Annotated in this window: 26 protein-coding genes; 15 read left to right on the forward strand and 11 right to left on the reverse strand. The window is 63.5% G+C overall.

What is annotated here, in order from left to right; all coding sequences use genetic code 11:
• Positions 1-48: 48 nt before the first annotated feature.
• Entirely contained in the window at positions 49-699 is a 651-nt protein-coding gene (locus J4E58_RS23365) for an NAD(P)-dependent oxidoreductase (RefSeq protein ID WP_087092829.1), read from the reverse strand.
• A gap of 80 nt (positions 700-779) precedes the next feature.
• Here J4E58_RS23365 and J4E58_RS23370 point away from each other — a divergent pair, with 80 nt between their 5' ends.
• Positions 780-1106: a DOPA 4,5-dioxygenase family protein gene (locus J4E58_RS23370; RefSeq protein WP_009046239.1), complete on the forward strand. Its 327-nt coding sequence runs from the start codon at positions 780-782 to the stop codon at positions 1104-1106.
• Between the two features lie 98 nt (positions 1107-1204).
• Here the strand turns inward: J4E58_RS23370 and J4E58_RS23375 are convergent, their stop codons facing one another.
• From J4E58_RS23375 to trpB, 3 genes are all read right to left on the reverse strand, one after another.
• A complete protein-coding gene (locus J4E58_RS23375) occupies positions 1205-1660 on the reverse strand; it encodes an anti-virulence regulator CigR family protein (RefSeq protein ID WP_087092828.1) in 456 nt (151 codons plus the stop codon).
• Positions 1661-1774: 114 nt separating this feature from the next.
• The gene (gene trpA / locus J4E58_RS23380) at positions 1775-2593 is read right to left on the reverse strand and encodes a tryptophan synthase subunit alpha (RefSeq protein WP_087092827.1); all 819 of its coding nucleotides are present in this window, start codon (positions 2591-2593) and stop codon (positions 1775-1777) included.
• Entirely contained in the window at positions 2593-3828 is a 1236-nt protein-coding gene (trpB, locus tag J4E58_RS23385; protein WP_087092826.1) for a tryptophan synthase subunit beta, read from the reverse strand. The genes trpA and trpB overlap by 1 nt, the downstream gene beginning before the upstream one ends.
• 128 nt (positions 3829-3956) lie before the next feature.
• Here trpB and J4E58_RS23390 point away from each other — a divergent pair, with 128 nt between their 5' ends.
• On the forward strand, positions 3957-4850 hold the full coding sequence (locus J4E58_RS23390) for a LysR family transcriptional regulator (RefSeq protein WP_087092825.1): 894 nt from the start codon (positions 3957-3959) through the stop codon (positions 4848-4850).
• On the opposite strand, the gene J4E58_RS23395 is transcribed toward J4E58_RS23390, so the two are convergent.
• The gene (locus J4E58_RS23395) at positions 4847-5173 is read right to left on the reverse strand and encodes a YqjD family protein (protein WP_007926179.1); all 327 of its coding nucleotides are present in this window, start codon (positions 5171-5173) and stop codon (positions 4847-4849) included. The two genes, J4E58_RS23390 and J4E58_RS23395, sit on opposite strands and share 4 nt — an antisense overlap.
• A gap of 156 nt (positions 5174-5329) precedes the next feature.
• On the opposite strand from J4E58_RS23395, the gene J4E58_RS23400 reads away from it, so the two are divergent.
• Both J4E58_RS23400 and J4E58_RS23405 read left to right on the forward strand, forming a co-directional pair.
• Positions 5330-5545 (forward strand): dodecin, encoded by a 216-nt coding sequence (locus J4E58_RS23400; RefSeq protein ID WP_009041497.1) that lies wholly within the window; start codon positions 5330-5332, stop codon positions 5543-5545.
• A 128-nt stretch (positions 5546-5673) separates the two neighbouring features.
• Entirely contained in the window at positions 5674-5898 is a 225-nt protein-coding gene (locus tag J4E58_RS23405) for a DUF1161 domain-containing protein (protein WP_053263232.1), read from the forward strand.
• Positions 5899-6062: 164 nt separating this feature from the next.
• Here J4E58_RS23405 and J4E58_RS23410 read toward each other — a convergent pair whose 3' ends face one another.
• A complete protein-coding gene (locus tag J4E58_RS23410) occupies positions 6063-7064 on the reverse strand; it encodes an LLM class flavin-dependent oxidoreductase (RefSeq protein WP_009041499.1) in 1002 nt (333 codons plus the stop codon).
• A gap of 242 nt (positions 7065-7306) precedes the next feature.
• On the opposite strand from J4E58_RS23410, the gene J4E58_RS23415 reads away from it, so the two are divergent.
• On the forward strand, positions 7307-7738 hold the full coding sequence (locus J4E58_RS23415) for an OsmC family protein (protein ID WP_007926175.1): 432 nt from the start codon (positions 7307-7309) through the stop codon (positions 7736-7738).
• A 210-nt stretch (positions 7739-7948) separates the two neighbouring features.
• The gene (locus J4E58_RS23420; protein WP_009041501.1) at positions 7949-8188 is read left to right on the forward strand and encodes a DUF1161 domain-containing protein; all 240 of its coding nucleotides are present in this window, start codon (positions 7949-7951) and stop codon (positions 8186-8188) included.
• 4 nt (positions 8189-8192) lie between these two features.
• Here the strand turns inward: J4E58_RS23420 and J4E58_RS23425 are convergent, their stop codons facing one another.
• Together J4E58_RS23425 and J4E58_RS23430 are read right to left on the reverse strand one after the other, a co-directional pair.
• Positions 8193-8612 (reverse strand): hypothetical protein, encoded by a 420-nt coding sequence (locus J4E58_RS23425; protein WP_007926173.1) that lies wholly within the window; start codon positions 8610-8612, stop codon positions 8193-8195.
• Positions 8613-8654: 42 nt separating this feature from the next.
• Positions 8655-9068, reverse strand: coding sequence for a hypothetical protein (locus J4E58_RS23430; RefSeq protein ID WP_007926170.1), 414 nt, complete (start codon positions 9066-9068; stop codon positions 8655-8657).
• 59 nt (positions 9069-9127) lie between these two features.
• On the opposite strand from J4E58_RS23430, the gene J4E58_RS23435 reads away from it, so the two are divergent.
• Positions 9128-10207, forward strand: a complete 1080-nt coding sequence (locus J4E58_RS23435; RefSeq protein WP_087092824.1) for an aminopeptidase — start codon at positions 9128-9130, stop codon at positions 10205-10207.
• 169 nt (positions 10208-10376) lie between these two features.
• Positions 10377-10835, forward strand: a complete 459-nt coding sequence (locus tag J4E58_RS23440) for an REP-associated tyrosine transposase (protein WP_087092823.1) — start codon at positions 10377-10379, stop codon at positions 10833-10835.
• A gap of 65 nt (positions 10836-10900) precedes the next feature.
• Here the strand turns inward: J4E58_RS23440 and J4E58_RS23445 are convergent, their stop codons facing one another.
• Entirely contained in the window at positions 10901-11551 is a 651-nt protein-coding gene (locus tag J4E58_RS23445) for an HAD family hydrolase (protein WP_009041505.1), read from the reverse strand.
• Positions 11552-11579: 28 nt separating this feature from the next.
• Entirely contained in the window at positions 11580-12125 is a 546-nt protein-coding gene (locus J4E58_RS23450; protein ID WP_037034753.1) for a gamma carbonic anhydrase family protein, read from the reverse strand.
• 75 nt (positions 12126-12200) lie between these two features.
• On the opposite strand from J4E58_RS23450, the gene prlC reads away from it, so the two are divergent.
• Positions 12201-14279, forward strand: a complete 2079-nt coding sequence (gene prlC / locus J4E58_RS23455; RefSeq protein WP_172963048.1) for an oligopeptidase A — start codon at positions 12201-12203, stop codon at positions 14277-14279.
• Complete coding sequence (locus J4E58_RS23460) at positions 14276-14563, forward strand: YheV family putative zinc ribbon protein (RefSeq protein ID WP_087092822.1); 288 nt, start codon at positions 14276-14278, stop codon at positions 14561-14563. Before prlC ends, J4E58_RS23460 begins: the two co-directional genes overlap by 4 nt.
• 119 nt (positions 14564-14682) lie before the next feature.
• Here the strand turns inward: J4E58_RS23460 and J4E58_RS23465 are convergent, their stop codons facing one another.
• Positions 14683-15339 (reverse strand): tyrosine-protein phosphatase, encoded by a 657-nt coding sequence (locus J4E58_RS23465; RefSeq protein ID WP_087092821.1) that lies wholly within the window; start codon positions 15337-15339, stop codon positions 14683-14685.
• A gap of 297 nt (positions 15340-15636) precedes the next feature.
• Here J4E58_RS23465 and J4E58_RS23470 point away from each other — a divergent pair, with 297 nt between their 5' ends.
• From J4E58_RS23470 to J4E58_RS23490, 5 genes are all read left to right on the forward strand, one after another.
• On the forward strand, positions 15637-16380 hold the full coding sequence (locus J4E58_RS23470) for a gluconate 2-dehydrogenase subunit 3 family protein (RefSeq protein WP_009041509.1): 744 nt from the start codon (positions 15637-15639) through the stop codon (positions 16378-16380).
• Positions 16381-16382: 2 nt separating this feature from the next.
• On the forward strand, positions 16383-18167 hold the full coding sequence (locus J4E58_RS23475; protein WP_085532588.1) for a GMC family oxidoreductase: 1785 nt from the start codon (positions 16383-16385) through the stop codon (positions 18165-18167).
• A gap of 12 nt (positions 18168-18179) precedes the next feature.
• Positions 18180-19505: a cytochrome c gene (locus tag J4E58_RS23480; protein ID WP_087092820.1), complete on the forward strand. Its 1326-nt coding sequence runs from the start codon at positions 18180-18182 to the stop codon at positions 19503-19505.
• A gap of 101 nt (positions 19506-19606) precedes the next feature.
• Complete coding sequence (locus J4E58_RS23485; protein ID WP_053263239.1) at positions 19607-20665, forward strand: PA0069 family radical SAM protein; 1059 nt, start codon at positions 19607-19609, stop codon at positions 20663-20665.
• A 386-nt stretch (positions 20666-21051) separates the two neighbouring features.
• Positions 21052-21786 (forward strand): carbonic anhydrase, encoded by a 735-nt coding sequence (locus J4E58_RS23490; protein ID WP_053263240.1) that lies wholly within the window; start codon positions 21052-21054, stop codon positions 21784-21786.
• The last annotated feature ends 78 nt before the right edge of the window (positions 21787-21864 follow it).

Below are 21864 nucleotides of genomic sequence, written 5' to 3' on the forward strand. Positions count from 1 at the left end.
TGGGATCGCATAACCTTCTGTAGGAGCGAGCTTGCTCGCGATAAGGATTCAACATACGAAGTTCACATGTTCGCCCACGTGCAGGTTCAGCTGCTGTTCATCGGCAATGCCGGCAGCCACCCGCGCCAGTCGCTGCACCGGTTCGACCCGCTCTGGTGCAAGGCTGTCGGTGGAGTGGCTGAAGTGTTCCAAGGTCAGCCCGGGCGGGCTTTGCGGTTCATTCACCAGGGTCCAGCGCAAGGTGCTGCCTTGCAGCGCGTCGAGGATGGCTTCGGCCGTCTGGCGGTGTGGGTAGCCTTCCATCTCCGGCTGGTCCAGCACCTCGAAATGCCCCACCAGGAACAGGCGCCGGACGCCCGCGACCTGCATGCCAGCGATCAGCGCTTCGACCGCGCGAAGTTGCTCCCGGGGTTCGAGCAGCAGGTTTTCCTGCTGTTCAAGGCCCATGGGCAGCCCCGGAGCATCCAGCAGGCAGGCCACCACGTCGCCTCCGGCCACGCTTTGCCTGACCCGCTCGGCATCGAACAGGTCCCCGCATTTGGTGCGCAAACCGGGAAGGGGGGCGAGGGCCGTCAGGTCGTCGAGAATGGCGATGACTTCATGCTGGCGTCGCAGGAATTCCGCCATCAGCGCGCTGCCCAGGCTGCTCATGGCACCGTAGAGCACCAGTTTGACCACCGGGGTTTCGGCATTTTTCATGGCGCGGCCCGTTTCTTTACACTGGTAAGGTTATGACCTGTGGGCTGTTGCCAGGGTTCGACTTTGTCATGAGAGGTTCCATGCAACGCATCAAGGGCTATCACGCCCATGTCTATTTCGACGCCAGCACCATCGACCAGGCGCGGGCCCTGTGCGAGCAGGCGGCGCAATTGTTTCCGTTGAAGATGGGGCGGGTGCATGAACGGCCGGTCGGCCCGCACCCGGACTGGAGCTGCCAGCTGGCGTTCGAGCCGCAATACCTGGGCGAGGTGTTGCCGTGGCTGGCGCTCAATCGCAACGGGCTGGTGGTATTCCTGCACCCCGATACCGGGGACGACCTGAAGGATCACACGGAGCATGCGGTCTGGATGGGGGCGATCCGTCCGCTGGACCTGTCGATTTTTTGAGGTTTTTCGCGAGCACGCTCGCTCCTACAAGGCCAGGCGCTTTCTGTAGGAGCGAGCTTGCTCGCGATGGCATCCTCTCAAGCGCCATCAGCCCCCGATCAATACAACACGCCATCGAGGATCTCGTAGACGATCCCCGTGCCCACCGCGATCAGCACGATATCGGCACCCATGCGCCGCCATTCATAACCCGGGTAGTACGGCAGGTGCGCCAGGGCGCGGTTGTCCAGGCGTTCGCCGTAGTAGCCGCGGGGCAGCGGCTGGCCGCGCACCAGATGGATGCCGTGGGGCGGTGGCGCGCCGCGTACGAAGTAGGCGTGGTTATCGCGAATGGTCTCGCGCACCGGGCCGAAATCCCGGGGCGGGCCGCCGCGACGATCGGCCTGCGGGCCGCGATGCTCATCGCCCCGATTATCTCCTCGATTGTCGTAGCGACCCGGTTGCGGGCCGCCGCGGTCGTGGTCGTCACGTGGGTCCGCGACCGCGTGCAGCAGCGGGCTGGCGCTGAGCATCAGCACGCCGAGACCGGCAATCAGGCGTTTGGGTATTTTCATCGGGTCTTCCTCAGAGCACGAACAACAAAAAGGGGCTCAGAACCTGGTTCTGAACCCCTTGGTCTTGCTGGTTAGTCTGTGGATGCCGAGGCTAATTCCTCTGTATCAGGAACTTTACCCTTGGTTGACACGGGCTTGACGCACCCCTTCGGCGAGGGAGGCGCAGAGGCTCAGCACACCATCCACAGCCTGCTCGGAACTGCTGGCATTGGCGATCTGGTCGATCAGCGCCGAACCTACCACCACACCGTCAGCCAGGCGGGCGATGGCCGCGGCCTGCTCCGGCGTGCGGATGCCGAAACCGATGCTGATCGGCAGGTCGGTGTGGCGACGCAGGCGGGTCACCGCCTCTTCCACGTGCTCCAGGGTGGCGGAACCGGCACCGGTCACACCGGCCACGGAGACGTAGTAGACGAAGCCCGAGCTGCCGTTCAGCACCTTCGGCAGGCGCGCGTCGTCGGTGGTCGGCGTGGTCAGGCGGATGAAGTCGATGCCGGCGGCCTGGGACGGGTCGCACAGCTCGGCGTTGTGCTCGGGCGGCATGTCGACCACGATCAGGCCGTCGACCCCGGCCTCCTTGGCTTCGGCGATGAAGCGCGGTACGCCGTAGTGGTGGATCGGGTTGAAGTACCCCATCAGCACCAGCGGCGTGTCGTTGTTGCCGACACGGAACTCGCGAACCATTTGCAGGGTTTTCGCCAGGTTCTGCTTGGCCTCCAGGGCGCGGATGTTGGCCAGCTGGATCGCCGGGCCGTCGGCCATCGGATCGGTGAAGGGCATGCCCAGTTCGATCACGTCGGCGCCGGCGGCCGGCAAGCCCTTGAGGATCGCCAGGGAGGCATCGTAGCCCGGGTCGCCGGCGGTGACGAAGGTCACCAGGGCGGCGCGGTTCTGTTGCTTAAGCTCGGCAAAGCGCGTTTGCAGGCGGCTCATCAGTGTTTCTCCTGCTGGGATTGCTCTTGTTGAGAGTGTTCCATGTGGTGCATCACGGTTTGCATGTCTTTGTCGCCGCGGCCCGAGAGGTTGACCACCATCAGGTGATCCTTGGGCAGGTTCGGCGCGCGCTTGAACACTTCGGCCAGGGCGTGGGCGCTTTCCAGGGCCGGGATGATGCCTTCCAGGCGGCAGCACTGGTGGAACGCGGCCAGGGCTTCGTCGTCGGTCACCGAGGTGTATTCGACACGGCCGATATCGTGCAACCAGGCGTGTTCAGGGCCGATGCCCGGGTAGTCGAGGCCGGCGGAAATCGAGTGAGCGTCGATGATCTGGCCATCCTCGTCCTGCAGCAGGAAGGTGCGGTTGCCATGCAGCACGCCTGGCAGGCCGCCGTTCAGGCTGGCCGCGTGCTTGCCGGTCTCGATGCCGTAGCCGGCGGCTTCGACGCCGATGATCTGCACGCTCTTGTCGTCGAGGAACGGATGGAACAGGCCCATGGCGTTGGAGCCGCCGCCGATGCACGCCACCAGGCTGTCCGGCAGGCGGCCTTCCTGGGCTTGCAGCTGCTCGCGGGTTTCCTTGCCGATCACGGCCTGGAAGTCGCGGACCATGGCGGGATAAGGGTGCGGACCGGCCACGGTGCCGATCAGGTAGAAGGTGCTGTCGACGTTGGTCACCCAGTCACGCAGGGCTTCGTTCATCGCGTCCTTCAGGGTGCCGGTGCCGGCGACCACCGGGATCACTTCGGCGCCCAGCAGCTTCATGCGGAACACGTTGGCCTGCTGGCGCTCGATGTCGGTGGTGCCCATGTAGATCACGCAGTCCAGGCCGAAACGGGCCGCCACGGTGGCGGTGGCCACGCCGTGCATGCCGGCGCCGGTCTCGGCGATGATGCGTTTCTTGCCCATGCGCCGCGCCAGGAGGATCTGGCCGATGCAGTTGTTGATCTTATGCGCGCCGGTGTGGTTCAGCTCTTCGCGCTTGAGGTAGATCTTGGCGCCGCCGCAGTGCTCGGTCAGGCGCTCGGCGAAATACAGTGGGCTTGGACGGCCGACGTAGTCGCGCTGGAAGTAGGCCAGTTCCTTGAGGAACTCCGGATCTTGCTTGGCCGCTTCGTATTCGCGGGCTAGGTCGAGGATCAGCGGCATCAGGGTTTCGGCGACGTAACGGCCGCCGAACGCGCCGAACAGGCCGTTGGCATCAGGACCGTTGCGCAGGTTGGTCTGGTTCATGGGGCGCTCCCGGTGATTCGTCAAAAGGGTGAATGCTGGAAAGACAATGGCGTTCACTCTACCCCCTGACGTCCCAGGCTGAAAACCGATAAGATCGCCACAACCTGTCAGGAAAACTCACATATTCCATGAGCCACGACCTGCCCCCGCTGAACGCCCTCCGGGCCTTCGAAGCCACCGCCCGCCTGAACAGCGTCAGTCTGGCGGCCGAACAGCTGCACGTCACCCATGGTGCGGTCAGCCGCCAGTTGAAGGTGCTCGAAGAGCATCTTGGGGTGAGCCTGTTCGTCAAGGAAGGGCGCGGCCTTAAACTCACAGATGCCGGTGTGCGCCTGCGCGATGCCAGCAGCGATGCCTTCGAGCGCCTGCGCACGGTCTGCGCCGAGCTGAGCCAGAGCACCGCCGATGCGCCCTTCGTGCTCGGCTGTTCCGGCAGCCTGCTGGCGCGCTGGTTCATTCCGCGCCTGGGGCGGCTGAATGCCGACCTGCCGGACCTGCGCCTGCACCTGTCGGCCGGCGAAGGCGATCTCGACCCGCGCCGTCCGGGGCTGGACGCCTTGCTGGTATTCGCCGAGCCGCCGTGGCCGGCGGACATGCAGGTCTTTGAGCTGGCCAGCGAGCGCATCGGCCCGGTGCTCAGCCCGCGCTACGGCCGTTACGAGCAGTTGCGCGAGGCGCCGGCCAGTGCGCTGCTCAACGAGACGTTGCTACAGACCACCTCGCGCCCGCAGGCCTGGCCCAGCTGGGCACGGCAGAACGGCATCGACGCCGGGGCGCTGAAGTTCGGCCAGGGTTTCGAGCATTTGTATTATTTGCTGGAGGCCGCGGTGGCCGGGCTGGGCGTGGCGATCGCACCGCAGCCGCTGGTGGCCGAGGACCTGCGTGCCGGACGCCTGGTTGCCCCGTGGGGTTTCTGTGAAACCCCGGGGCAACTGGCATTGTGGCTGCCCAAGCGCGCCGCGGACGGGCGCGCCCGGCAACTGGCGCAGTGGCTCAGCAACGAGCTGCGCCAGACGCCTTAATTGCCGCGCTTGCACAGCAGGTAGGCAGCCAGCAGGCCCAGCGCGCCCACGGCGACGCCGGCGGTGGTCCAGGGGTGCTGCTGGGCGTAGTCGCGGGTGGCGATCCCGGTTTCACGGGTTTTCACTTTGACTTCTTCATAGGCATCGCTGAGCAGGCTGCGCGAATGTCTCAGCGCGCTCTCGGCGTTGCTTTTCAGCGCCTTGAGGGTTTTGCGCGATTCGTCCGAAGCGTCGTCCTTGAGGCTCTCCAGGGACTTGAGCAGACTTTCGATCTCGGCTTCCATGCTTTCCAATGAGGCTTTGCGTAACGAAGTGTTGGCCATGGTGGCTCTCCTGCATTGTTGATTGAGGGTCTGTAGGGTCCGACTGCGCGGCCTGGCGAAAGTGCATTAAATCTGCATGACGATGGGCCGGGGCTTATTCCAGTGTTGCTGGTAATCGCTGCTAGGCTTTGATCTACCTCATAAGGAGAGCGCGCCATGTCTGATCATCACACCTACAAGAAAGTCGAACTGGTCGGTTCGTCCCCTAGCAGCATCGAAGACGCCATCAACAATGCGCTGGCCGAAGCCAGCAAAAGCATCCAGCACCTGGAGTGGTTCGAGGTCACGGAAACCCGTGGGCATATCAAGGATGGCAAGGCCGCGCATTTCCAGGTCACGCTCAAAGTCGGTTTCCGCATTGCCAACAGCTGAACCTGGGCTAGGCTGTTGAACTTGTGCGCTGGCCGATTGCCATAGGGAATGGCAAAGCGCTATATCTGCCTCGATGCCGAACAAGCCGGGGCTTGACGCTTATTTGATTCGACCAGGGAATGTGACCGATGAAAAAACAGGTAATGGCTTTAGTGTTGTTGAGTGTCGCGGGAACAGCCCTTGCTGCCGGCAAGCCATGCGAAGAGCTGAAAAGCGAAATCGCCGCGAAGATCGACGCCAAAGGCGCGTCGGGTTATTCGCTGGAAATTGTCGAAAAAGGCAGCGCGACTGACGGCAAAGTGGTCGGTACCTGCGAAGGCGGTACCAAGGAAATCGTCTACAAGCGTGGCTGAGCCCTTGTAGCAATGAACAAAGCCGACGCGCTGCGTCGGCTTTTTTGTGCCCGGCGTTTAGCCAGGCCAGGCGTGCCCCTGTAGCCGCTGCCGCAGGCTGCGATCGCGACCGAAGGGCGCGCAAGGCCTCTGGATCACCCAATCCCTTCGGCCCGATTGCAGACTCAACCCTTCATCACTTGCGCCAGCAATTCGTAGGAATGCAGGCGGTCGGCGTGCTCGTACAGGTCGCAGGTGAAGATCAGTTCATCGGCGCCGGTCTGTTCGATCAGCACTTCGAGCTTGGCGCGGATCTTCGCCGGGCTGCCGATCATGGCCAGGCCGAGGAAGCTGCCCACCGCCTCTTTTTCATGGGGCAGCCACAGGCCGTCCATGCTCTTCACCGGTTTGCGCTGCACCAGGCTCTGGCCGCGCATCAGCGCGAGGATCCGCTGGTACACCGAGGTCGCCAGATAGTCGGCCTGTTCGTCGGTATCGGCCGCCACCAGCGGCACGCCGAGCATCACGTAAGGCTTGTCGAGCACGGCCGAAGGCTTGAAGTGATTGCGGTACACGCGAATCGCCTCGTGCATGTAGCGCGGTGCGAAATGTGAGGCGAAGGCGTAAGGCAAGCCGCGCTCGCCGGCCAGTTGCGCACTGAACAGGCTCGAGCCCAGCAACCACACCGGCACCTGGGTACCTGTTCCTGGCACCGCGATCACCCGTTGTTCCGGGGTGCGTGGGCCGAGGTAGGCCATCAGTTCGGCCACGTCTTCAGGGAAGTCGTCGGCGCTGCCGGAACGTTCGCGGCGCAGGGCGCGGGCGGTCATCTGGTCCGACCCCGGCGCGCGGCCCAGGCCCAGGTCGATACGCCCCGGATACAGGCTTTCCAGGGTGCCGAACTGCTCGGCGATCACCAGCGGCGCATGGTTGGGCAGCATCACGCCGCCGGAGCCGACGCGAATGCTCGAGGTGCCGCCGGCCAGGTAGCCCAGCAGCACCGAGGTCGCGGAGCTGGCGATACCGTCCATGTTGTGGTGTTCGGCGACCCAGAAGCGGGTGTAGCCGAATTTCTCTACATGGCGGGCCAGGTCCAGGGAATTACGCAGCGATTGCGCCGGGCTGCCGTCCTCGCGCACGGGGACCAGGTCGAGGGTGGAAAACTTAACGTCGGACAGTGGTTTCATGAACCTGCTTCTCCTTTGGTGTGCAGGCCTTTGTCATGAGCCAAAACCTGCCGAATGCTGTAAGCCTGTTTCATGCAATGTGGGCATATACCCGAGTTTCAATAGCCAGGCTGAATTTGCTGTCCGGACAAACGGCGGATTCAGACAGGATGAACTTCGCCGGTCCTTCTATCCTCTAGAACCCTGAGTAGCAGAAAACCACAAGGGCGCGGCCTTTCGCGCCCGTTCTCGAGGAGACAGACATGAGCATCATCAAGAAAGCATCGGCTCACTGGGAAGGCGACCTGAAAACTGGCATTGGCTCGATTTCCACGGAAACCGGGGTACTGCGCGATGCCCCTTACGGCTTCAAGGCGCGTTTCGAGGGCGGCAAGGGCACCAACCCGGAAGAACTGATCGGCGCCGCGCACGCGGGGTGTTTTTCCATGGCCTTCTCGATGATTCTCGGCGAGGCCGGGCTCAAGGCTGACAGTATCGACACTAATGCCGAAGTGACGCTGGACCAGGTCGATGGCGGTTTTGCGATCACCGCGGTGCACCTGATCCTCAAGGCGAAGATTCCCGGCGCCAGCCAGCAGCAGTTCGATGAGCTGAGCAAGAAGGCCAAGGAAGGTTGCCCGGTGTCCAAGGTGCTGAATGCCAGGATCAGCCTGGATGCGACGCTGCTTAGCTGACGGTGTTTTAACCTGCCCTATCGCTTCGCGAGCCAGCTCGCTCACGCCTTCGAACCCATAGGCGCGAACTGGCTCGCGATTGCACCCCTGCCGAAACTCCCGCACCCGATATGCGCGGCGTCAGAACTCGCTTCATGAAAATGTGGTCGAATGCACGACTGCAGGCTCAGCCCATGACCATGGGCGCTGCATCAAAGGGAGCTCCACATCATGAAACGTTTTGCCCTGGCAGTTGTTTGTTGCGCGCTGGCCACCTCGGCCCTGGCGGCTCCGAAGGATTGCGAAGAACTCAAGAAAGAGATTGAAATCAAGATCCAGGCCAACGCCGTGCCCTCCTACACCCTGGAGATTGTCAGCAAGGAGGAAGCCGAAAAGCACGACGTGGCCATGGTGGTCGGTACCTGTGAAAACGGCACCAAGGCAATCATCTATCAGCGCAACGACAGCTGATCGTTCAGATCACGCAGTTGACCCTATGGTCTTCGGCCAGCAGCTCACGCTTGGCGTTGTACAGCCGGGCACTGGGAGTGAAACCCAGCGAGCGGGCTTCCAGCAGGTAACGCTGGCCGGCTTCGAAATGGTCGTAGCGCACGCTCAGGTAGCACAGGCGCTCGGCCGGATCGTTCATCATGCCGAGGCGCCCGCTGAACACCTCGAAATCGAAACGCACCATCAACTCATGGCTGCCCGGGGTGACCTGGAAATAGCGGCCGTCGGTCAGGCGCTGGTTGTCCAGGCGCTCGGCCATCAGCAGCTTGCCGCCCGGCGTCGGGGTGGCGAAATCGACCCAGGCCTGTTGCGGGTCCACCGCCGGCAGGGGGCTGGAGCAGGCAACGAGGCCGGTCAGGGCAAGCAGCAGCAAGGGTTGGCGCATGAGGTCGGGCCGTCCGGGGAAAGGCCTCAAGCATAGCGCCGATCAGGTGCGCTGGCAGCCCGCCGGTTGGCCGGTACCCACCAGATTGCGCTGCTGGTCATAGAGCTTGGCCCAGGGCCGGAAGCCGATATTGCCGGTCTGCAACTGATAGCGCTGGCCGGCGTTGAAGTCCTTGTATTTCACATTCAGCTGGCAGTCGCGCCACAGCGGTTCGCTGTCCGGGCCAATGTTGGTGGGCTCCACGGCGAACTGGTAGCGCACCTTCAGCTCATGGTTGCCGGGCTGGACCTCGAAATATCGGCGGTCCACCCAGGCCTTTTCGTCGACCTCCAGCGCCTGCAGGGCGGTGTCCTGGTGGGTGTCGAGGTCGATCCAGGCTTGCGTCGGATCGGGGGCGGGCAATCCGGCACAGCCGCTCAAGGTCAAGAGTCCGGTGGTCAGCAGCAACACGCGCATAGCGAAACTCCAGGCAGGCGAGATAGTCTTGGGGGCAGACTCTCGAAGGATGATTCGATTTGATTAGGCCGCGTTCAAGCCATGGGTTACTTGATCATCTTTTGCGCTTTTTGTTTCCGGGCTTGCTGCTTTTGTCGCTCAACGGTTGTTCCAGCGTGGGTTACTACGGCCAGCTGGCCAGTGGCCAATGGCAGCTGTTGCAGGCCCGCACGCCGGTCGAACAGGTCATCGCCGACCCGGCTCGCGACCCGTTATTGCGCGCCCATCTGGCCCAGTCGCAGAAGGCCCGGCTTTTTGCCAGCCAGCACCTGCACCTGCCGGACAACCAGAGTTATCGCCTCTACGCCGACATCGGCCGGCCCTACGTGGTGTGGAATGTGTTCAGCACCCCCGAGTTTTCCCTGAGCCCCAAGACCCACTGCTTCCCGATTGCCGGCTGCGTGGCCTATCGCGGCTACTACAGCCAGGGCGCGGCCCGGGGCGAGGCGGCCTTGCAGAAACAGCAGGGCATGGATGTGGCCATCGGTGGGGTGGAGGCCTACTCGACCCTGGGCTGGTTCAATGACCCGATCCTCAGTTCGATGCTGCATTGGGGCGACGAGCGCCTGGCGACCCTGATCTTCCACGAGCTGGCCCATCAGCGCTTTTATGTGAAGGACGACACCGAGTTCAACGAATCCTTCGCCACCTTCGTCGAGCAGGAAGGCACCCGGCAATGGCGCGCGGCCCGCGGCCTGGCGCCGGCCAGCGATGCCCTGGTGAAGCAGAAGGACCAGTTCATCCAGCTGATCCTCGATACCCGCCAGCGCCTGGAACGCCTGTATGCCCTGCCACTGCCAACCGAGCAGATGCGCCAGCGCAAGGCCGCCGAATTCGAACAGCTGCGCCGGGATTACCGGCAGCTGAAGGACAGCCAATGGCATGGCGACTCGCGCTACGACTTCTGGATCAACACCCCGCTGAACAATGCCAGGCTGCTGCCTTTTGGCCTGTACGACCAGTGGGTACCGGCATTCGCCGCCTTGTTCAAGCAGGTGAACGGGGATTGGCCGGCGTTTTACCGGGCCGTGGAGAAGCTTGGCGCGCTGCCGGCTGAAAAGCGCAAGGCGGCGTTGCAAGCCTTGATGGGCGGCGCCTGAAAGCAAGCCTTCGCGGGCAAGCCTCGCTCCTACACCAAACTCTGCATATCGGCGTAGGAGCGAGGCTTGCCCGCGAAGGCGTCTCGCCAGACACATCCCGAACAACAGCCAACCACCGTCCCCTCCTTCTTCGATCTAGCCTTGAAAGCACGATCAAGGAGGATCGCCCATGCCCCGCAAATATCACGCTCACCGCCTGCGCAGCGGACGTTACTCGCAGCCTGGTCAAATCTATGTCCTCACCTCCGTCACGCAAAACCGGGAACCGCTATTCAGCGACTTCCACTCGGGCCGCCTGGTCGTGGCTGCGTTCAAGCAGGCCGAACGGGAGCAGTTCGTCTGCTCACTGGCCTTTGTCGTCATGCCCGATCATTTTCACTGGTTGGTCGAGCTGCGTGACACGACGTTGCCCGTGTTAATGGGCAGGACCCGCTCGCGCATTTGCGTATCGGTGAACCGCCAGCGACAACGCAAAGGGGCGGTGTGGCAACGTGGCTACCATGATCGGGGCATTCGCAAGACGGAGGATCTGCAGGCCGTGGCGCGGTATATCGTGGCCAACCCGTTACGCGCGGGGTTGGTGAGGAGGGTGGGCGATTATTCGCTTTGGGATGCGATCTGGGTTTGACGTTCTGGCCTCTTCGCGGGCAAGCCTCGCTCCTGTGGGAGGAGAAGCCCGCGATGGCCGGTGGCTCAGCGCTGCAGGAACGCCTGATGCAGCTCATCCAGGGTCTGGAAGTGGTAGGCCGGGGCCTCGGCGCTCAGTTCTTCGTGGCTGCCGAAGCCATAACCCACCGCCGCCGCATCCAGCCCGTTACGGCGGGCGCCGATCAGGTCGTGCTTGCGGTCGCCGATCATCAGGGTATCGCTCGGGTCCAGGCCTTCTTCGCTGACCAGGTGGCGGATCAGCTCGACCTTGTCGGTGCGGGTGCCGTCCAGTTCGCTGCCGTAGATCACCTTGAAGTGCCGGGCGAAATCGAAGTGCCGGGCGATCTCGCGGGCGAACACCCATGGCTTGGAGGTCGCGATGTACAGCTGGCGGCCTTGCCCGCCGAGGGTTTCCAGCAGGGGCGTGACGCCGTCGAACACGCGGTTCTCATACAGGCCGGTGACCTTGAAACGCTCGCGGTAGAAATTCACCGCCTCCCAGGCCCTGGCTTCGTCGAAGCCGTAGAACTGCATGAACGCCTGCAGCAGCGGCGGACCGATGAAGTGTTCCAGCTTGCTCAGGTCGGGTTCGTCGATGCCCAGCTTGCCGAGGGCGAACTGGATCGAGCGGGTGATGCCTTCACGCGGGTCGGTCAGGGTGCCATCGAGGTCGAACAGAACGGTTTGGTAATGCATGGGGATTCCTGGGCAGTGGGTCGGGGGCTCAAGCCTGGTCGTAGCCTTCGGCCAGGTGCAGGTCCTTGAGCTTCACGTAGTTGGCGGCGCTGTAGGTGAAGAAGGCACGCTCCTTGTCGGTCAGCGGGCGGGCCTGTTTTACCGGGCTGCCGACATAGAGGAAGCCGCTTTCCAGGCGTTTGCCCGGCGGCACCAGGCTGCCGGCGCCGACGATCACATCGTCTTCCACCACCGCGCCGTCCATGACGATGCTGCCCATGCCGATCAGCACCCGGCTGCCGACGCTGCAACCGTGCAGCATCACCTTGTGGGCGATGGTCACGTCGTCGCCGATCAGCAGCGGGAAGCCGTCCGGGTTGAAGGGGCCGGCGTGGGTGATGTGCAGCACGCTGCCGTCCTGCACGCTGGTGCGGGCGCCGATGCGGATGCGGTGCATGTCGCCGCGGATCACCGTCAGTGGCCAGACCGAGCTGTCGGCGCCGATTTCGACGTCGCCGATCACCACCGCCGAACGGTCGACGAAGGCCCGCGGGCCAAGGATGGGCGTGTGGTGCTGATAGCTGCGAATGGCCAAGTTGGATACCTGCTCTGACATTTATTAATGGGGTCGATAGCTGCGGTGGGCGTCGATTGTAATTAAGATGGCCCAATGTTTCTTCCAGCCAAGGTGCCAACCGTGAGTGTGAACAACCCTCTTCTGCAGCCCTACGACCTGCCGCCGTTTTCGGCGATCCGCGCCGAGCACGTACAGCCGGCCATCGAACAGATCCTGGCTGACAACCGCGCTGCCATCGCTGAAATCCTCAAGAACCAGGGCGCGCAACCGACCTGGGCCGGCCTGGTTCTGGCCATGGACGAACTCAACGACCGCCTGGGCGCGGCCTGGAGTCCGGTCAGCCACCTCAACGCCGTGTGCAACAGCGCCGAACTACGCGGGGCCTATGAGTCCTGCTTGCCGGCCCTGAGCGCCTATTCCACCGAGCTGGGGCAGAACCGTGAGCTGTTCCAGGCCTTCGAGGCCCTGGCGAGCAGCCCGCAAGCCGCCGGTTTCGACGTGGCGCAGAAAACCATTCTGGAACATTCCCTGCGTGACTTCCGCCTGTCGGGTATCGACCTGCCGCCAGAGCAGCAGAAGCGTTACGCCGAAGTGCAGAGCAAGCTTTCCGAGCTGGGCAGCCGCTTCTCCAACCAACTGCTCGACGCCACCCAGGCCTGGACCAAGCACGTCACCGACGAAGCGGCCCTGGCCGGCTTGACCGCGTCGGCCAAGGCGCAGATGGCTGCCGCGGCCCAGGCCAAGGACCTGCAAGGCTGGCTGATCACCCTGGAATTCCCCAGCTACTACGCGGTGATGACCTACGCCGAAGACCGCGCGTTGCGCGAAGAAGTCTACGCGGCCTACTGCACCCGCGCCTCGGACCAGGGCCCGAATGCCGGCCAGAATGACAACGGCCCGGTCATGCAGGAAATCCTCGACCTGCGCCAGGAACTGGCCCTGCTGCTGGGCTACGCCAACTTCGCCGAGCTGAGCCTGGCCACCAAGATGGCCGAGTCCAGCGACCAGGTGCTGAGCTTCCTGCGGGACCTGGCCAAGCGCAGCAAACCGTTCGCCGCCCAGGACCTGCAACAGCTCAAGGCCTACGCCGCCGAGCAAGGCTGCCCGGACCTGCAAAGCTGGGACAGCGGTTTCTACGGCGAGAAGCTGCGCGAGCAGCGCTACAGCGTGGCCCAGGAAACCCTGCGCGCCTACTTCCCGATCGACAAGGTACTCGGCGGCCTGTTCGCCATCGTCCAGCGCCTGTACGGCATCGAGATCACCGAACTGAAAGGCTTCGACAGCTGGCACCCGGACGTGCGCCTGTTCGAGATCAAGGAAAACGGCCAGCACGTGGGCCGTTTCTTCTTCGACCTGTATGCCCGCGCCAACAAGCGTGGCGGTGCCTGGATGGACGGCGCCCGCGACCGTCGCCGCACCATTGACGGTGTACTGCAAAGCCCGGTGGCTAACCTGGTGTGCAACTTCACCCCGGCCGACAGCGGCAAGCCTGCCCTGCTGACCCACGATGAAGTCACCACCCTGTTCCACGAATTCGGCCACGGCCTGCACCACCTGTTGACCCGCGTCGAACATGCCGGTGTTTCCGGCATCAACGGCGTGGCCTGGGACGCGGTGGAGCTGCCGAGCCAGTTCATGGAGAACTGGTGCTGGGAGCCGGAAGGCCTGGCGCTGATCTCCGGCCACTATGAGACCGGCGAGCCGCTGCCCCAGGACCTGCTGGAAAAAATGCTCGCGGCGAAGAACTTCCAGTCCGGCCTGATGATGGTGCGCCAGCTGGAGTTCTCGCTGTTCGACTTCGAACTGCATGCCACCCATGGCGACGGCCGTAGCGTGCTGCAGGTGCTCGAAGGCGTGCGCGACGAGGTCTCGGTGATGCGTCCGCCGGCCTACAACCGCTTCCCCAACAGCTTTGCGCACATCTTCGCCGGCGGTTACGCGGCGGGTTACTACAGCTACAAGTGGGCCGAAGTGCTGTCGGCCGATGCCTTCTCGAAGTTCGAGGAAGAAGGCGTGCTGAATGCCGAGACCGGTCGCGCGTTCCGCGAGGCGATCCTGGCCCGTGGCGGTTCCCAGGAGCCGATGGTGCTGTTCGTCGACTTCCGCGGACGCGCACCGTCGATTGACGCACTCTTGCGCCACAGCGGCCTGACCGAGGACGCAGCGGCATGAGCGAGGGGCCAGTGAAGACGAAAAAACGCTTTATCGCCGGGGCGGTCTGCCCGGCGTGCAGCGAGCAGGACAAGTTGATGATGTGGAGCGAAGACGACGTTCCCCATCGCGAGTGCGTGGCCTGCGGTTATTCCGACACCCTGAATGAACAGGGGCTGTCGGTGCCCAAGGAACTGGGCACGCGGGTCAACACCACGGCCCTCAAGGCGCCGGATGCCAAGGTCCAGTCGGTGCAGTTTTTCCCCAACCCCAAGTTGAAGAAAAAGACCGACGACGCGAAGTAACCCCCAGGCTTCTGTAGGAGCCAAGCTTGCTGGCGATCAGGGCGCCGCGGTGTACCTGCTGCACCGCTATCGCGAGCAAGCTCGCTCCTACAGGACCGCATCGACCCCCTTTCCCTTGCTCAATTCGCCGGCTTGCTGGCGCTCACCGTCTCGAACCAGCTTTTCACCGAACAGGTGGCGAACACGCTGGTGCTGCAATCGCCATTGGCCAGGGCAGTGCGCAATTTGTCGACATCGGCCTGCATCATGTAGCGAATGCCGTCCTTGAAGTGGGAACTGTCGCCAAACCCGCCTCCGGTCATTTCATTCAGTGCCTCCTCCTTGCTCCAGCCCTGAATCACCACCCGATACATCGCCGACATCAGCCCGGTGCGGTCCGAGCCGTGCTTGCAGTGCATCAGCACCGGGCCCTCGCTTTCGGCGTTCTGGATCGCGCGCAAGGCCGCCAGCACATCGGCGTCATCCACGTGATTGGTCCGGTAAGGCAATTGCACCTGCTTGATTGCCGGGGCCTGCAGCCAGCTGGCATCGGACTCCGGCAGAAAGTTGATCACCGTGCCCACCTTGAGCTTTTCCAGCAAAGGCACGGCGCCGCCGTCCGGCAAGGCGCTGCGGTAGAGCGTCGGCGACATCTGGTACAGGTTGTAGTGGGGTTCCACCGGCTGGGCCCACTGGGCCGGGCGGGTCGCGCCGGTTTCGGCGGCCTGGGCCTGGGGCCAGGCAAGCAGCGTCAGCAGGGACAGGCAGAGGGCGGGAAGGCTACGAAAGTTGTGCATGCGCAAGGCCGTGACCGGAAATGGGGATGGAGGGAGCCTAGCTTCCATCCGGGCCGGTCAACGCCCTGTGAGGCGCTCGTCAAAGAAACGTGAAGCCGCTGCGATAGAGGTTTTTTCTCGGCAATCGCGACTTTTTTCCCACGCAAACGATTTATTCGAATGCTTAGCCTGCTACCATTTGTAACCAAAGTTTGCTGAACTGTGTTTCCCCGGCGCTCCCAATCGCCGCCAGAACGACAAGCCACGCCATGACGCGGCTGCCCAATCCGTGAATGCCTAGTGTGAGGTGCACCCCCCATGTCTGATCACGATCAAGACAACCCGCGGCGTGAGTTTCTGCGCAAATCCCTGACCTTGATCCCGGTGGTCACGGTCGCCAGTACCGGTCTTGGCAGCTCGATGCTGATGGCCGCCCCCGAAGCGCCCAAGCCGGTGGAGCCGGCCCGAACCCCGGTCAGCACCGAGGCTTACCAGCCGACCTATTTCACCGCCGAAGAGTGGGCCTTTGTCCAGGCCGCGGTAGAGCGCCTGATCCCGGCCGACGAACAAGGCCCTGGCGCCCTGGAAGCCGGCGTGCCGGAATACATCGACCGGCAGATGAATACCCCTTACGCCGCCGGCGCCCTGTGGTACATGCAAGGCCCGTTCAACGCCGACGCCGCGCCGGAGATGGGCTGGCAGAGCAAGCTGGTACCCAAGGAGATCTATCGCCTGGGCATTGCCGCGACGGATGCATGGTCGAAAGCCTTCAACGGTAAAACATTTGCCGCGCAAGACAGCGCTACCCGAGACGATTTGCTCAAGCAACTCGAAGCGGGGAAACCCCCATTCGACAGCGTTCCGCCGAAGATTTTCTTCAACCTTTTGCTGCAAAACACCAAGGAAGGGTTCTTCTGTGACCCGATCCACGGGGGCAATAAAGGCATGGTCGGCTGGACCTTGATCGGCTTCCCCGGCGCGCGCGCCGATTTCATGGACTGGGTGGAACGCAACGAGCAATACCCTTTCCCGGCAGTGTCGATTCGCGGCGAGAGGGCTTGAGCATGGCAACGGTAATGAAGAAGGTCGACGCGGTGATCGTCGGGTTTGGCTGGACCGGCGCGATCATGGCCAAGGAGCTGACCGAGGCCGGGCTCAACGTGCTGGCGCTGGAGCGCGGGCCGATGCAGGACACCTACCCGGACGGCAATTACCCGCAGGTGATCGACGAACTCACCTACAGCGTGCGCAAGAAGCTCTTCCAGGACATCTCCCGGGAGACGGTGACCATTCGCCACAGCGTCAACGACGTGGCCCTGCCGAACCGCCAGCTGGGCGCGTTCCTGCCGGGCAACGGCGTCGGCGGCGCCGGCCTGCACTGGTCCGGCGTGCATTTTCGCGCCGACCCGATCGAGCTGCGTATGCGCAGCCACTATGAAGAACGCTACGGCAAGCACTTCATCCCCAAGGACATGACCATCCAGGACTTCGGCGTCACCTACGAAGAGCTGGAGCCGTTCTTCGACTACGCGGAAAAAGTCTTCGGCACCTCGGGCCAGGCCTGGACCGTGAAAGGCCAGCTGGTCGGTGAAGGCAAGGGTGGCAACCCTTATGCGCCGGACCGTTCGGAGCATTTCCCGCTGGAGTCGCAGAAGAACACCTACTCCGCCCAGCTGTTCCAGAAAGCCGCCGGCGAAGTCGGCTACAAGCCCTACAACCTGCCGTCGGCCAACACTTCCGGGCCGTACACCAACCCCTATGGCGCGCAAATGGGGCCGTGCAACTTCTGCGGGTTCTGCAGCGGCTACGTCTGCTACATGTACTCCAAGGCTTCGCCGAACGTGAATATTCTGCCGGCCCTCAAGCCGCTGCCGAATTTCGAGCTGCGCCCCAACTCCCACGTGCTCAAGGTCAACCTCGACAGCACCAAGACCCGCGCGACCGGCGTCACTTACGTCGACGGCCAGGGCCGGGAGATCGAGCAGCCGGCGGACCTGGTGATCCTCGGTGCCTTCCAGTTCCATAACGTGCGCCTGATGCTGCTGTCCGGCATCGGCAAGCCCTACGACCCGATCACTGGCGAAGGCGTGGTGGGCAAGAACTTCGCCTACCAGAACATGGCCACCATCAAGGCCTACTTCGACAAGGACGTGCACACCAACAACTTCATCGGCGCCGGCGGCAATGGCGTGGCGGTGGACGACTTCAACGCCGACAACTTCGACCACGGCCCCCACGGTTTCGTCGGTGGCTCGCCGTTCTGGGTCAACCAGGCCGGCAGCCGGCCGATCGCCGGCACCTCCAACCCGCCGGGCACCCCGGCCTGGGGCAGCGCCTGGAAGAAGGCCACCGCCGACTATTACACCCACCAGGTGTCGATGGACGCCCACGGTGCCCACCAGTCCTATCGTGGCAACTACCTTGACCTCGACCCGGTGTACCGCGACGCCTACGGCCTGCCGCTGCTGCGCATGACCTTCGACTGGCAGGAAAACGACATCAAGATGAACCGCTTCATGGTCGAGAAGATGGGCAAGATCGCCGAGGCGATGAACCCCAAGGCCATCGCGGTGCTGGGCAAGAAGGTCGGCGAGCACTTCAACACCGCGTCCTACCAGACCACCCACCTCAACGGTGGCGCGATCATGGGCACCGATCCGAAAACCAGTGCCTTGAACCGTTACCTGCAGAGCTGGGACGTGCACAACGTGTTCGTCCCGGGCGCTTCGGCCTTCCCCCAGGGCCTGGGCTACAACCCGACCGGCCTGGTGGCCGCGTTGACCTACTGGTCGGCCCGCGCGATCCGCGAGCAGTACCTGAAGAACCCCGGCCCGCTGGTCCAGGCATAAGGAGCGATGACCATGAAAACCCTCGTTATCGCGACCCTGGCGCTGCTCGGCAGCGCTTCCCTCTGCGCCGCCGAAACCGATCGGCAAGCCTTGATCAAACAGGGCGAATACCTGGCCCGTGCCGGTGACTGCGTGGCCTGCCATACCGCCAAGGACGGCAAGCCGTTCGCCGGCGGCCTGCCGATGGAAACCCCGATCGGCACGATCTACTCCACCAACATCACCCCGGACAAGACCGGCATCGGCGAGTACAGCTTCGACGACTTCGACAAGGCCGTGCGCCATGGCGTGGCCAAGAGTGGCAGCAGCCTGTACCCGGCCATGCCCTACCCGTCCTATGCGCGGGTCAGCGAAGCCGACATGCAGGCGCTGTATGCCTACTTCATGCAAGGCGTGGCGCCGGTGGTCCAGGAGAACCGCGACAGCGACATCCCCTGGCCGCTGAGCATGCGCTGGCCGCTGGCCGGCTGGCGCTGGATGTTCGCGCCAAGCGTGGCGGGCGCGCAAGGCAGTGGCCAGGCGCAGGCTGCGCAAGACCCGGTGGTCAGCCGCGGTGCTTATCTGGTGGAAGGCCTCGGCCACTGTGGCGCCTGTCATACGCCGCGCGCCCTGACCATGCAGGAGAAAGCCCTGAGCGCCAGCGAAGGCAGCGACTTCCTGGCCGGCAGCGCGCCGCTGGAAGGCTGGATCGCCAAGAGCCTGCGCGGTGACCACAAGGACGGCCTCGGCAGCTGGAGCGAAGAGCAGTTGGTGCAGTTCCTCAAGACCGGTCGCAGCGACCGCGGCGCGGTGTTCGGCGGCATGAGCGACGTGGTGGTGCACAGCATGCAGTACATGTCCGCGGACGACCTGACGGCCATCGCCCGTTACCTCAAGTCGCTGCCGGCGGTGGACGCCAACGACCAGCCGCACCAATACGACAAGGCGGTGGCCGAGGCGTTGTGGAAAGGTGACGACAGCAAGCCGGGGGCGGCGGTGTATATCGACAACTGCGCGGCGTGCCACCGTACCGACGGCCATGGCTATACCCGGGTGTTCCCGGCGCTGGCGGGCAACCCGGTGCTGCAAAGCGCCGATGCCACGTCCTTGATCCACATCGTGCTCAAGGGCGGTACCTTGCCGGCGACCCATACCGCGCCATCGACCTTCACCATGCCGGCCTTCGCCTGGCGCCTGTCGGACCAGGAGGTGGCCGATGTGGTCAACTTCATCCGCACCAGCTGGGGCAACCAGGGCTCCGAGGTGAAGGCCGCGGATGTGGCGGGACTGCGCAAGGGCGACCTGCAAAGCACCTCGAACGACGACCTGGGGCAGGTGACGAAGCACAGCGGCGGCTGATCGACCGCGATCAGCGCCAACGGCGTGCTCCGCCCGACGGCGCTTTGCAACAGCTCAAACCTCCATTACTGTATATAAGTACAGTAATGGAGCGCCTCCCCATGTCCAGCCCCCTGCCCCCACGCGGCCGTGGCACCGCGACCAACCCGCACAACCGTTTTGCGCCCCAGCGCTCGGTGGCCTTCGACGATGGCTGGTACCAGGAAGCCCCGCTGACCCAGGGCACCGAGGTGCGCCTTGAGACGGCGAAATCCATCATCACCCGCAACAGCTCGCCGGACCTGCCCTTCGACCGCTCTATCAACCCCTATCGCGGTTGCGAGCACGGCTGCATCTACTGTTATGCGCGGCCCAGCCACGCCTATTGGGACCTGTCGCCGGGGCTGGACTTCGAGACCAAGCTGATCGCCAAGACCAACGCCGCGGCGATGCTCGAACAGCAGCTGTCCAAGCCCGGTTATAAATGCGCGCCGATCAACCTGGGTTCCAACACCGACCCCTACCAGCCCATCGAACGCGAACACCAGCTGACCCGGCGGACCCTGGAGGTGCTGCTGCGCTACCGGCACCCGGTGACCATCGTCACCAAGGGCTCGCTGATCCTGCGCGACCTCGACCTGTTGGTCGAACTGGCCGAGCAGCGGCTGGTGGCGGTGATGATCAGCCTGACCACCCTGGACGACGAGCTCAAGCGCATCCTCGAACCTCGGGCGGCGGCGCCCAAGGCGCGGTTGCGGGCGATCCGGGTGATGCGCGAGGCGGGGATTCCCGTGGGCGTGCTGTGTTCGCCGATGATTCCGATGATCAACGACAGCGAGCTGGAAAGCCTGCTCGCCGAGGCCCATGCCGCGGGCGCGCAAAGCGCCGCCTACATGATGCTGCGCCTGCCCCTGGAAGTGGCGCCGCTGTTCGAGGAATGGCTCAATGCCCACTATCCGCAGCGGGCGGCCCATGTCCTGAGCCTGATCCGCCAGTGTCGCGGCGGCGAGCTGTACGACAGCCGTTTTGGTGCACGGATGCGCGGCGAAGGCCCCTTCGCGGCCCTGCTGGCGCAGCGTTTCGCCAAGGCCAGCAAGCGCCTGGGGCTCGATCGGCGCGAAGGCTACAACCTCGATTGCACGGCGTTCTGTCCGCCGGGTGGGCAGATGTCGTTGCTCTAGGCTCTGTACGAAAAGTCGGCGAGCGAAGGTCAGGCAAGGCAAAAATAGGCGAGGAAGCGGAGTTTAGGGACCTAAATGAGCATTCCGAGCCTGTTTTTAACGCAGCATGGCCGAGCGCAGCCACTTTTCGTACAGAGCCTAGGAGGTATTGGCCTATGGTGGAGTAGAGCCGGTGCACCGTCGTCTATACGCTGGTCACCTTTTTGCATCGCCAATAGTGGCGTTTTAGAGCGGCCGGTTCAGTTTGAGTTAAGTTTGGAAGGCTACCTTGTTCACCAAGTGACCGATGGGTCGCTGTCAGCGGGCTGGTTGTTTTTTAATCAATCGCTGGCGTCGTGCCGGATAAAACTGGAAAATTCACCTAATCCGTCAAAAGAGGATGAATCATGAGTGACAAGGATAAACAGCCGTTGGCTGCGTCGGCTTCAGCGTCCCCGGAGGTCGCCGAAAGCGCCGATGCAGCGCTGCAGATAATCGTTGACGGCTTTTTGCATTTTCATCACGAGGTCTTCCCACAGCAGGAAGAACTGTTCAAGAAACTCGCCACGGCCCAGCGGCCGCGGGCGATGTTCATTGCCTGCGCGGATTCGCGCATCGTCCCCGAACTGATTACCCAGAGCGCCCCGGGCGACCTGTTCGTGACCCGCAACGTCGGTAACGTGGTACCGCCTTACGGGCAGATGAACGGCGGTGTGTCCACGGCCATCGAATACGCGGTCATGGCCCTGGGGGTGCACCACATCATCGTTTGCGGCCATTCCGACTGCGGTGCCATGCGCGCGGTGCTCAACCCGCAGAGCCTGGAAAAGATGCCGACGGTCAAAGCCTGGCTGCGCCACGCCGAAGTGGCCAAGACCATGGTCCAGGAGAACTGCGACTGCGCCGACGAGAACGCCAGCATGCATGTGCTGACCGAAGAGAACGTCATCGCCCAGCTGCAGCATTTGCGTACCCACCCTTCGGTGGCTTCGCGCATAGCCAACGGCCAGTTGTTCATCCATGGCTGGGTGTACAACATCGAAACCAGCGAAATCAAAGCCTACGACGCGGATCAAGGGTGTTTCCTGCCGTTGGACGGACGCCATCCGATCCCGGTTGCGACGCCTAAAGCGCGCTTCTAAATCCTCCTAAATCCCAGTGGGGTTCAGCCATGACTGCCGTCTGCGCGGTCAGGCTTTGCCACGCCTGAAGAAAGCTTC

Origin of the sequence: Pseudomonas sp. FW305-25 (assembly GCF_017351415.1) — a bacterium.
Classification (GTDB): Bacteria; Pseudomonadota; Gammaproteobacteria; order Pseudomonadales; family Pseudomonadaceae; genus Aquipseudomonas; species Aquipseudomonas chlororaphis.